This window comes from Rummeliibacillus sp. SL167, from assembly GCF_007896505.1.
GTDB lineage: Bacteria > Bacillota > Bacilli > Bacillales_A > Planococcaceae > Rummeliibacillus > Rummeliibacillus suwonensis.
In genome coordinates, this window is the sequence record NZ_VCBM01000001.1 from 1,227,730 (window position 1) to 1,240,074 (window position 12,345).

The 12,345-nt window shown below is 34.0% G+C and carries 9 protein-coding genes, 1 pseudogene and 1 CRISPR repeat array (1 of these 11 only partly in view); of the genes and pseudogenes, 6 read left to right on the top strand and 4 right to left on the bottom strand.

The features are described from left to right. A CRISPR array of direct repeats spans window positions 1–523; the repeat unit is 37 nt; unit sequence GCCATAATTCCCCTATAAATCTTGATGTGATATGATA (it extends 41 nt beyond the left edge of the window). A 151-nt stretch (window positions 524–674) separates the two neighbouring features. The 4 genes from cas2 to FEZ13_RS05515 all read right to left on the bottom strand — a co-directional run bounded on the left by cas2 (window position 675) and on the right by FEZ13_RS05515 (window position 6,006). Further along, window positions 675–983 (bottom strand): CRISPR-associated endonuclease Cas2, encoded by a 309-nt coding sequence (gene cas2, locus FEZ13_RS05500; protein WP_146551775.1) that lies wholly within the window; start codon window positions 981–983, stop codon window positions 675–677. Between the two features lie 4 nt (window positions 984–987). Then, window positions 988–1,890 (bottom strand): type II CRISPR-associated endonuclease Cas1, encoded by a 903-nt coding sequence (cas1, locus tag FEZ13_RS05505; protein WP_146551776.1) that lies wholly within the window; start codon window positions 1,888–1,890, stop codon window positions 988–990. After that, the gene (gene cas9 / locus FEZ13_RS05510) at window positions 1,862–5,119 is read right to left on the bottom strand and encodes a type II CRISPR RNA-guided endonuclease Cas9 (RefSeq protein ID WP_146551777.1); all 3,258 of its coding nucleotides are present in this window, start codon (window positions 5,117–5,119) and stop codon (window positions 1,862–1,864) included. The genes cas1 and cas9 overlap by 29 nt, the downstream gene beginning before the upstream one ends. A 512-nt stretch (window positions 5,120–5,631) precedes the next feature. Continuing rightward, window positions 5,632–6,006 carry a hypothetical protein gene (locus FEZ13_RS05515; RefSeq protein WP_146551778.1) on the bottom strand — a complete coding sequence of 125 codons (375 nt, stop codon included), beginning with the start codon at window positions 6,004–6,006 and terminating at the stop codon, window positions 5,632–5,634. A gap of 445 nt (window positions 6,007–6,451) precedes the next feature. Between FEZ13_RS05515 and mutT the strand changes: the two genes are divergently transcribed. The 6 genes and pseudogenes from mutT to FEZ13_RS20570 all read left to right on the top strand — a co-directional run bounded on the left by mutT (window position 6,452) and on the right by FEZ13_RS20570 (window position 11,593). Further along, window positions 6,452–6,856 (top strand): 8-oxo-dGTP diphosphatase MutT, encoded by a 405-nt coding sequence (mutT, locus tag FEZ13_RS05520; RefSeq protein ID WP_146551779.1) that lies wholly within the window; start codon window positions 6,452–6,454, stop codon window positions 6,854–6,856. Between the two features lie 10 nt (window positions 6,857–6,866). Then, on the top strand, window positions 6,867–9,752 hold the full coding sequence (locus tag FEZ13_RS05525) for a DEAD/DEAH box helicase (protein WP_146551780.1): 2,886 nt from the start codon (window positions 6,867–6,869) through the stop codon (window positions 9,750–9,752). A gap of 340 nt (window positions 9,753–10,092) precedes the next feature. After that, complete coding sequence (locus FEZ13_RS05530) at window positions 10,093–10,674, top strand: plasmid pRiA4b ORF-3 family protein (RefSeq protein ID WP_146551781.1); 582 nt, start codon at window positions 10,093–10,095, stop codon at window positions 10,672–10,674. Between the two features lie 12 nt (window positions 10,675–10,686). After that, window positions 10,687–11,268 (top strand): annotated as a pseudogene (locus FEZ13_RS05535) (DUF7309 domain-containing protein); the annotation flags it as partial. Between the two features lie 29 nt (window positions 11,269–11,297). Beyond that, on the top strand, window positions 11,298–11,450 hold the full coding sequence (locus tag FEZ13_RS20565) for a hypothetical protein (RefSeq protein ID WP_483314025.1): 153 nt from the start codon (window positions 11,298–11,300) through the stop codon (window positions 11,448–11,450). Further along, the gene (locus tag FEZ13_RS20570) at window positions 11,387–11,593 is read left to right on the top strand and encodes a DUF6930 domain-containing protein (protein WP_483314026.1); all 207 of its coding nucleotides are present in this window, start codon (window positions 11,387–11,389) and stop codon (window positions 11,591–11,593) included. The genes FEZ13_RS20565 and FEZ13_RS20570 overlap by 64 nt, the downstream gene beginning before the upstream one ends. The last annotated feature ends 752 nt before the right edge of the window (window positions 11,594–12,345 follow it).

Below are 12,345 nucleotides of genomic sequence, written 5' to 3' on the forward strand. Positions count from 1 at the left end.
GAGAAAGTGTGTCCCCATCTTTTTGCCATAATTCCCCTATAAATCTTGATGTGATATGATTTACATACGAAAGTAAGTACTCCATTCATGGCCATAATTCCCCTATAAATCTTGATGTGATATGATAGCTCATTTGCTTACTCTTCTCTTTTTTATGCCATAATTCCCCTATAAATCTTGATGTGATATGATATTTATTAGAATCGGTTCAATATGAGGATGGCCATAATTCCCCTATAAATCTTGATGTGATATGATAATATAAGTTGGCAAAATTGCGCGTGTTTCGCCATAATTCCCCTATAAATCTTGATGTGATATGATAATCATCTTTAAACACCTCCTTCGATTTAAGCCATAATTCCCCTATAAATCTTGATGTGATATGATATATTAAACAGTTGGTTAGGACACGCTAAAGCCATAATTCCCCTATAAATCTTGATGTGATATGATCTTGCAATTCACTCATCCGCATCTGCGTCAGCCATAATTCCCCTATAAATCTTGATGTGATATGATACATGGCTATGAAACCCTTGGTATTCCCCAGTTTCAGGGGTTTCTTTTTTTGAAAAAGAAAATTGATGTGGACATTTTAATACTGAAATTTCCCTTTTTAAATGAATTTTAGAAGCATGAAAAAAGCACCTGCATGAATTGCAAGTACTTTTTCAGAAAAAATCTGTCTTATTTGTTCCCATTTTTTCTTCGGGGGTTACACTGCCCAATAATATCCCCATATTTTCAAATTGCTTTTCAGTAATCTTTAAGGATCTGATTGCACCATTTACGGGTGGGAGATGTTCATTCAACCTTCTTAAATGTTTCTGAACTGCATCTTCTCCATTACATATTCGTGTATACACTGAATATTGCATCATCGTATAACCATCATTTAAAAGAAACTTTCGAAATTTCGCATAGGCTTTTCTTTCTCTTCTCGTCGTCGTTGGTAAATCGAAAAATACAATTAGTCGCATAAATTTACTCATATGAATGAATATTTAGATTCGTTAATTCTGGTAAGACCAAATATGACGAATCTTGCTGTCTACATGCAGCCACAAAACTCTTTACCATTTGATCGACGCCATTCGTTATACTTAATCGCTCATTTTTCCAGACAGTCTCCAAATTCAATACTGCGAATAATTTTTCGCGTATTTCGGATGACCATTCAGACTCATCTGTAACGTATGTTACTACAGTGACATCGATCATAGGCTGTAAAGTTTCCATAAAATCATCGGCAAGATTAAATGCATTCGTTTGACTATCGTGATATATACCAAGACTAGGAGAAAAACCATATCTTACTAGAGAACGAGCTACTAAAGAACGCATGATACTGTATCCATAATTCAACGAGATATTTCGAACATTATCATCTCTTCTTTGAAAACCTTGTCCAAATAAAAAATTGAAATATAATTTTGCACCGTAGGCTTCACGATTCGTTCGATCTCCAGATTCAACACTTTTACTGATTGCATATATCTTAGTAGCCTCTTCAAATTTATCTACTAATTCTAAACATCTAGCTTGATTTTCTAATTTTCGGATAATGATTTTTTGCCAAATACGTTTTTTAAAAGGTTTAGACCATTCCAATTGTGTTTCCAATACTACTTTCTGTCGCGAATGTTGATGAAAAGGTTGCAAAATACCGCTTGGCATTCTTTTTTTATCACACACAATAATTTCCACATGATGTTCAATACATTTGCTCAACAATGAACTGGTTATCGTAACGGCTGGTTCTTCTATCGTTATAGTCGCAATATCTTCTAACGGAATTTGAAAAGTTTCTTCTTGAGCGATGAGCAATTGTTCATGTCTGGTTGAAAGCTTTGAAGGTTTACGAATAACTATATGTCTGTACGCCATAACGTTTCTCTCCATGAACTTTTATTAGATTACCCAATGGATCCACTTGATACTTTTCAAAAATAGCTAGTCTCTGAGTACCAATTCGATCTTTAAGACTATTCATATGATCAATTATCGCAATAGAAGCCGTATGAATATCTACACCTTTATAATAAAATAAACCTTCTTGCCATGAAATAATATCTCCTAAATTATTTTTAGTTTCCTTTTCCGTTGGCAATTTCACCCTGATCACATCATTAGGATACAGATTAAACAAAAATTCAAATTCATCACTGATTTCAACCCAATTGTTGTATGATTTATTTGGAGTGATAAATTTCTTAGGCACTAGTCCTTTCATGACATCCGCTACATACACAGGTGCTAAATAAAATCTCCCTGTTTCCTTGTGTCTGAATACTTCTGTCCTCACAATGCTTGCATTCGCAGCAACTGTTTTGTCATCAAGTGACACTACACGATTTGTTGTATCTTCGATTTTAACGGATCTAATTATTGAAGCTCTGCTTGCATCTTTTGCTGGCTTATATAATGGTATACTAAACGCCTTTTTCTTATCTTTCCCATACTCTAAATATCGCTGCTTGATGGCTTCATACGTTTTCATATCAGATTCTTTATTGAACATTTTAAAATCACCATTTTTGTCAAATGTGATATTTTCTAGTTTGGTTTTTGTGACAATCCTGATATATTCTTTGTCATTTATACCTCTGTTACGTCTTAGTGTTTCTTCGTGAATTTGTCCCTTTACTGATCGTTTAGGCATTCTTGATACAAATATGGGTTGAACTTCTTCAAAGAATGGGCCATCATAACTTGATAGTTCAAGGCTTAGTAATGCTCTTTTCATTAGTTCTTTATCTTGAATCATCCGGACTTCAACTTCTTTTACAAACCCATCCCATGGTTCAGGAAAACGTTCTCCTTTGCGATCTAAAAGTTTAGCAACACTAATTTCTCTTCGCTTAAAATATGTACTCACTTGATGTCTAAATGGATGACTAACAGCTACAATAACCGCATCTAAAGCATGATGAAGGTCATTTTCTTGACGATTTTTATTGAATCCCCACCGCTTTCTCATTAAAGAAGTGTATGCTCCATTTACAGAATATACATATTGTTTTCTTCCCTCTTCTTCTCGAAATTGTAAATTTTCCTCGATAAAATTCTTTAAGAATCTAGTAATATAACGAGTATCATTTAGATGTCTTGATTTAAAGTTTTCTGCCTGTTCATCATCAAAATTCTCCTTTAATAGTAAATCTTTTTTCTTTTTTGCTACTTTTAAAGTAGTGACAAAAGAGGTGAATGCTTGCCATCTTTTTTCATCATGACCAAACCATTCAAACGGTGTTCTATTTTGTTTGTTCTGGTTTTCAGTCTTCAAGACCAAAATCTTATTGCCATTACTATCATCAAAACTACGACTATATGGAATGATATGGTCTACTTCTGCATATCCTGCATCAAATAAACGTTCAATAGGGATTGATTGAAGAGAATATGCACAAACTCCATTTTGTTCCTGCCATAATTTATATTTTAAAATATCATGACCACGAGGATCACTTATTTCTGGATACAATTCACGAATATGCTCTCTAGCATGATCATTGACCGTACGGTTTTTATTGTACATCTTTTCAATTTCACGCCGTTCATTATAGGGTCTTCCCATTTCCCTTGCCAATTCGATATATATGCCAGATGGAGAACCGTATCTTTTGATAATTCCATTAATAATTTTTCTTGTTTGAGATAAGGAACGGATTACTACAGGATTGGCAATTTCTTTACTAGGGATAACTGGAAGCAAAAATTGTTTTTGCCTATTGATTTTTTTGGAAAATTCATATCCAGCTTTTTCACACGCCTCATGATACATATATCCCTCTTCAAGGTACGGAAGAATATTATTGAGCGCTTTCAAAGATAGATGTCCAAATTTTGTGAATGATAAAGATAATAAGGCATCTATTAATTTTTCATCATACGAACGATTAGCGAGATTTCTTTCTTTTCTGCCTTTTTCATTTACATATATATTCAAAAGATAGTCTCGAATATCTTGATCATCTTTAAACACTGTTAATGCATATGCGAACGTATCAATATCAATGGGGCGATAAGAATGAGCCAACACTTTACCTTCAACTTTTTCAATAATCTTATGAATTTTCCATTGCCCCTCTAATGATAAAAATTTAGCATTTTCATTTTTTTCAATTGAAAGGGATGGATCGTAAAACAATTCATTAAATCTTTCTGTTTCTGTTAATTTTAATAACTTTCGCAAATCTTTATACTTGATTTCTTTTTTGCTTAATAATGATTCAAGCGCTGTTTTTCTTTCTTCATCTGTCAACTTTCTTTGAGGGTTAGAGGTAGATAAAATACGTAGTCGATTTAGTCTATCTAACGCGCGAAACTTTTCAAAAGTGTAGCTGAATTTTGGAGCACGCTTCTCATTTGGTTCGAATGTGCAGTTTCCTATTTTTTTCATGACATCATCTTTCGAAGAAAAAGGTCGCTGTGAATTCCAAATTTTTAAATAAATCTCTTCATTTTCTATTGTTGCAAAAGTATGTCCAAATTCTCTTTGACATGCAAAAATCATTTGAATTTCTTTTTCCAATTCTATACGTGATATGACATGCGTGTACTCTCCACCTTTGTTTCGCTTATGTCCTTTAAACTTTTCTTCTTCATATAGGAGCATCGCCGCTACTGTTGGATAACCTTTTTCTTGCATTAAAGCTGTATTTTCTTTGACAGCACTTAAAACCGCACCTGTTTCATTCCTCTCTGTTTCTTCGCTTTTTCGATTGGATTTATACCCGCGATTTTTTGCTAAGTGGATAAGTACTCTGGCGAACTCACGATCCGTTAATTTCCTTTCAATACCATTAACACGAACTAACCAAATATCTAAATCCTCCGGCTGCCACTCATACAATTGATCCATCTCTACTTGCGTTAGTAAACCCCTCTTCAATATTAAGTCTCGCACTCGTGACACACGATATCGTCTTCTGCGTAATCTTCTACGTGCAGAACGTGCTTCACGTCTCGGTGTTGCTAGAGATGAACCATTTTTAGGATTTTCAGCTGCATCAAACATACGAACTCCCATTTTTTCAATACGTTCCACTTCTGTATTTACAACAGCCCAGCCAACTGAAGAAATACCTATATCAAGTCCAATGTTATACTTCATAGTTATCACCCTATTTTATAAATTATTGTAGCGATTCAAGAGTTAAGCCATTCAGCACTTCAAAATCTTCTATCTTTTCTGTCCATTTCCAAAAATACCTATAAAAAAAATGACTAAATTGCTTTAGTCATTTTGGGGAAACTCTGTATCAACAGAGCAAGGCGATCCCCAACGCCACGGCTTAAAGCCTTACCATAAAAACCCTATAAATCTTGATCTAATATGATATGAGTTTATGACCTTTCCCCTAGGTCATAAACTTATTATAAAGATAAAATATGACACTGTCAATACAAAAATGAAAAATTATGGAGGAATTAGAGTTATAAATAACTGTATATTGAATGAAAATCACAATAAATAGTCACTTTTTTGTTTTAGTGCTTTAATAATACAAGTAGTTCACACATCTATGGATACATATTTTCTTTAAAAACCATACTTATTAGAAAACGTGATATCAATCATAAACGGTATTTTATCATACTCAACCGATTCTTCTTCATCTTCCATTAAAAGGCAAATGAGTGCACAATATCTGGATGATCTTGAAAATGGATATTTTCGTCATTTAAAGTGATTCTTTCATGATGGGTTGGTGTACTTGTTTCATCGGTATAATTAAAATTAACCCACTTTTGTAACTTATTACTCAGTGTAGGTACTTTCAATAATGGACTTTCTTTATTTGGTTTATGTATTTCAAGTAAATTGAACTCGTTGCTACATTGTTCCCCAATATAACAGCCCTCTATTTTTTCAAGCTCCCAGCAATCCCATGTTTTCACATATTCTTTCATCGAACGAATGGTTTTTCCATTTAAAGTTGACAACTCCAATAAATATTTAAAAAAATTCTTTGCTTTTTCACGTAATGATTTCTCCAAACCTGACACCTTCCTCTTTAAATAGTTATGTTTAATCAACTAATTAGTCCGTCATTAATTTTCTTTAATTGTTTAAGTATTTTATACAAGATCATTCACATACAAGTAAAAATTCTTATTTCAAGCTACTTACGTTATTATCAGTTAAAAAACTATTGGTTAAAAAATAAGGAAATTCCTGCTCTATAAAAAAACTGTATTTAAAAATTTTTACTATTTTTATAATAGTACACAAGCAGCATTTTTCCAATATAAATTCAAAATTCCAGGAAAATGTATTTTTACAAGTAATATTTGACTCTACTCTGAATTTTACCAAATAACTTCCTTTCTAATGACGATTTCCCATTAATCAGATAAAATGGCATAATAGTAGAGATCAACGGTTAATTGATCCCAATATAACATTGAGTGTTGTTTTAAATAGAAAAGGAAGCGGATAATAATGAAAAAAACCGTCCATGTTGTTGGGGCTGTTATTGAAAATGAAAATGGAGAAATTTTTTGTGCATTGAGAAGTCCGGTGATGTCTATTGCAAATCATTGGGAATTTCCAGGTGGAAAAATTGAAACTGGAGAAACACCTCACCAGGCACTTATCCGGGAGATTCGTGAGGAATTTAGCTGTGACATTGAAGTCGAGGAAAAGGTAGAAGATACTACCTATGAATACGAGAAGATTATCGTTCGATTGGAAACCTATATGGCTAAAATTAGCCATGGAACACCAAAGATTAGTGAACACGCAGACGCAAAATGGATTCAACCACAAGATTTGATCCATTACCAATTTGCCCCCGCTGATATTCCTGCCGTACAAAAAATCGCCCTAAAAATAACAAAGAAATAAGGTGAATCTTTTGGAACCATTAGTGCAAAAAATCGAGGATTCCTTACATAAAGGCTTTATTGATCAGCGCAAGCATGTCTCTGCTCAATTCAAGCCAAAATTATTAACCAATCGTGCACAAGAAAATGTTCTTTCCACATTGTTGCAGGAGTTAAAAACGTGTAAAACCTTTACCTTCTCTGTGGCTTTTATCACAGAGGGGGGATTAGCCACCTTAAAAACAATGCTTTATGACTTGCGTAAGAAAGGTGTTAAAGGACGCATTTTAACTTCTACCTTTTTAAATTTCAATCAGCCTAAGATGTTTAAAGAACTATTAAAGCTTGAAAATGTAGAGGTTCGTTTAACAGGTGTTAAAGGTTTTCATTCGAAAGGATATATTTTTGAGCACGATGATTATTATTCTTTGATCGTCGGCAGCTCAAACTTAACAGACCATGCTCTTAAGGCAAATTATGAATGGAATCTTTTTTTAACCTCCCTTGAAAACGGTGAAGTAATTCAGCATTTTACAAATCAGTTTGAAGAAGCTTGGAAAGAAGGCACTATTTTAAACGAACAGTGGATTCTTGATTATCAAGAAAACTATGTTGTCACACCTTTTATCCAAAATAATGCTACAAAAATTATTGAGGTAAACACTGAATATCTTGCCAATCCACTTGCCGACAGCCTTTCAATTAAACCAAATAAAATGCAAATAGAAGCATTGCAACAATTAAAGGCTTTACGAGCAACTGGTGCCAAGAAAGGGTTGATTATTTCTGCTACAGGAACAGGGAAAACGTTTCTATCCGCGTTCGATGTACGAAATTTTCAGCCAAAGAAAATGCTATTTATCGTGCATCGCGAACAAATTTTAAAGAAGGCGATGGCAGATTACCGAAAAATACTTGGTGGCAACGAAGAGGATTATGGGATTTTATCGGGTCATTCAAAAGATATTCATGCGCGATATCTATTTGCGACCATTCAGACACTTTCTTCTGAACAATACTTACAGCAATTTGATCCTAAGGAATTTGACTACATATTAATTGATGAAGTCCACCGTGCAGGTGCTAAATCATATGAAAAGATTTTCAATTATTTTCAACCTCAATTTTTACTAGGAATGACCGCAACACCTGAAAGAACCGATAACTATAATATTTTTGAACGATTCGATTATAATGTCGCCTATGAAATTCGTTTACAGGCTGCACTGGAAGAAGAGATGCTCTGCCCTTTTCATTACTTCGGAGTAATTGATTATGAACAAAATGGTGTATTAATCGACGAAATAACCGCACTTCAAAAACTTATTTCTGACGAACGGGTTGAACATATCATCGACAGGATTACCTATTACGGGTTTTCTGGCGAAAAAGTCCACGGATTAATGTTTTGTAGTTCTAAGGAAGAAGCCTACAAGCTTTCATCAGCACTAAATAAAAAAGGCTTCAAAACATGTGCTCTCACTGGTGACCATTCTCAAGATGAGCGTGAGGAAGCGATCAAAAGATTAGAAACTGGTGATCTTCAATATATTTTAACGGTTGATATTTTCAATGAAGGCATTGATATTCCATTTATCAATCAAATCGTCATGCTGCGTCAGACACAGTCGAGTATTATTTTCATCCAACAATTAGGACGTGGATTACGTAAACATGCTTCAAAAGAATATGTGACGATCATTGATTTTATCGGTAATTACAAAAATAACTATTTAATCCCGATTGCCCTTTCTGGTGACCAGTCGATGAATAAAGATAATGTACGAAGAAAAATGGTCAATACCAATTATCTCCAGGGTATTTCGACCATCCACTTTGAAGAAATTGCAAAAAAACGAATTTTTGAATCTATTAATCATACGAACTTATCTACGTTAAAAATATTACGTGATGCGTATACAGAATTGAAAAATCGGCTTGGCAAAATCCCATCAATGAATGATTTTATGCAAAATCATTCATTGGATCCGGAAGTTATAAGCGACTATGCAGGCAACTACTATAAGTTTCTATTAAAAATGAAGGAAGAGATTCCCGCTTTATCGGCATATGAACAACAAGTCTTAACAATGGTTTCTCATGAGTTCTTAAACGGCAAAAGAATTCACGAAATTGTATTAATCGAAGCCTTATTACAACAACAATCGATTTCCAAAGAAGTCTATATTCAACGATTACAAGATTTAGGTACTTATGTCGATGACAAGACACTTCAATCGGTGGAAAGGATTTTTTCTTTAGCTTTTCATAGTACCAATGATCGAAAAAAATATGGATTAAAACCCATCATCCTATTCGGACAAAACAGTTACCAATTTAATGCTGAGATTCAATTAAGTTTGAGCAATTATAATTTTAGATCTTTTGTAGAGGATATTGTCATTTGTGCGAAATGCAAAAATGCACAGTATGACCAGACACGTCCTTTGACATTGTATAAAAAATATTCTCGTCGTGATGTATGTCGTTTGCTAAATTGGCAGCATGATGATTCTTCCACCATTTATGGCTATCGGATTAAGCATCAAACAGTGCCGATTTTTGTCACTTACCATAAAAAAGAGGAAGTGGATGCAAGTGTCGACTATGGAGATGAACTAATCGCTCCAGATGTGTTCCATTGGTACACTCGCAGTAAATTAACGCTTGAGTCAAAAGAAGTAAAAGCCATTTTAGCTGCAAAAGATACCCACACAACCATTCATATGTTCACAAAAAAAGATGATGGGGAAGGATTTGATTTTTATTATCTTGGCGAGGCAAATGTGATGGAAAATTCGCCAAAGCAAGAGACGATGTACGATAAAAATAACAAAGAAATCTCTGTCGTCACGATGAATATGGTTCTTGAACAACCCGTGCAATATGATATTTACCATTATCTCGTAGAAGAATGATAGACGAAAAAATGTTTCAATGTCACTTTTTAATTCTGCCATTTATGTAAGTTGACAGATTATTGATCGCAACATGAATAAGAAATTCCCTGCTTTCTCTTATTCACGTTGCGATTTACCCAATATATAGCGGCTCTCTTACAAGTTTTTCAACCTATTTTCCATAATGAGCGACTGGTTTTTAAAGAAGCATTCTATTATCCTTAAATTCTTTATGGTAATTTATAAGAGAAGATTCTTGAACAGTGATATTATTGCATTTTTCTAAACGAAATGGTTAAGTATAAAATATGGGTCCCAAAATATGAACCTAGATACAATAATAAACGGAGGATTATGAATGATTTTACAATTACACATCCAAGCTCTTAATACCCCCACAGCAATTTATCGTACAGTACTTATACCTGATGACTTTACCTTTGATGATTTAGGAACAGTTATTGAGTCAAGCTTTGATATTATGCACTCAGAATCTTACATATTCAATATGATTACATCAAATGGCGAAAAACAAGACTATATCTTTATAGGCGTTGACTATGAAAATGATTTTCTTATTTCAAAAGAGGAAATTTTAGATGATGAAGAAACATTTCTATATGAATGGTTTCAAAAGGGAAAAGATGAAGCAATCTATTCGGTAGCCGTTGAAGAGTATGAATTAAAAATTGAAGTGCAAAAAATATTGGAGCCTGATTCAACTATTTCTTATCCTCTCTGTATCGATGCAAAAGGTCGAATATCTCAAACAGATACCGAACAGCCTGTCGATCTTGAAGAAATCAATGAAGGCATTCAACTTGGCGAACTTTTATCAAGTGATCGCTTTGATGAAGTCATGAAAGATACACTTGAAGAAACTCCCGATTGGCAAACATTATTTCAAGTAGCCGATCATTTGAAAAAGTTGAAGCCATGACAATATTTTGATGACAATCAGATTATTGCTATTCAGGACCCTTTCACGAAAGAAATATATTTTTGCTCTGTCTTAGGTGGTGCCGGTATGGAAGACGGTTTAGCCATTTATATAGGTGCTAAAGGTTGGAAAAACATCAATGATATCATGAGTGATCAAACAACAGATGACTTCTTCTATCAATTAGATAGTTTGTGTGTTTATTATGTCGATCGAGATGAACTTGAGAAATCTGACTATGAACTAATTAAAGAACAGGAGCTTTCTTTTAGAGGCGAACACAATTGGATTCAATTCCGTAGCTATAAACCTGGTTTTGTTCCATGGCATCCTGATGTGGAAGATACAAAAACGCTTATTTTGGTGCTTCAACAAATGATTCAGCTTGTTGAGCAATGTAAAAATGGCTGGCAATTGCCCTTTTTTGAGAATTCAAGCTTGTGTGTCACTCGCCATATAGATAGTCATGGAGAATGGATTGAAAGTGTGTTTCAAATAAAAGATCCATTGGAAGAGGATGTGCAGATCTATCCTGCATTATCCGATTTTGAAATTGTCCAAATCAAGAAAAAAAGCATAGCAATCTTAAACTAGAATTTGAACTATTCTATCTACCTCAAGCCATAGAAGACCCAACTTATAATCGCCCATTTTTCCCTGTATTTTGTGTCACAATTAATCGAAGTACGGGCATGGTTTGCTATCAACAAATATTGCCTCCGCAAATAAATGCAGCGATAGACAAGGAGAATTCGTCGATGCACTTAAACAATTGAGTGCCAGACCTCAAACGCTATTTGTTACTCCGAAGATCAGCCATTATTTAGAACCTTTAGCCCAAAAACTAAACATCACATTGAAATCTTCCGAGCCATTAGTAGAAATACAACAGTTTAAAAATTACATGCGTTATCAATAGTAAATGTTTTATGTTCAAAAATATGAAGTCGAGCGCGCTTTATAAATATTAGTCGTCGTCCTTTAGCATTTTTTAATTTCCTCTTCCATCCAAACTTGAAAAAAGGCCAAACTACACGTATACTAAAGATATCAATCGCATACATAAAAAAAGACCGTTGATGATGCTATATCGAACGGTCAACATGATAGTTGGTTCCTTCAAAGGGATTGGCTGTTTAGAGTGTGATAACCCATCAGAGCCGTTTACTCAAGGATGGGTTATTTTTATGGTTAAATGACAGAATTGCAATGAGTAAACGTTGCAAATGCAATGGCAAACATTAATGCCTCGAATGCTGACATGGTCTCACCCCTTTCAGAAGAGGAGTGGGCCAACCATCCTTGAGTACCAACTATCTTTAATATTATAGCAAACACTCATTCTTTTTTGTGTACATATTTATTGAGACTTAAAATCCCACTAAAAACAAATGATCTAGTTTTTAGTGGGATTTTATATTTAAAGACAATTATCATTAGATTGAAGCATTCGTTTTTGATGATTCAATTTTATATGAATTCTATTTGAATCAATTTCATAAATCATTTTCTTCTTAAAAAATACGAACATTTAATAATAACTAATTTTGATAATTGTGGAGTGGAAGACGGCGACTCCTCGAAAATGCATGCGCATTTCCTTCGTGCGATGTGAGTTCAAGAAGTTTATTCAAAGTCCTACGGGAAAAGCTTGAGCTGAAAGCCCCGCAG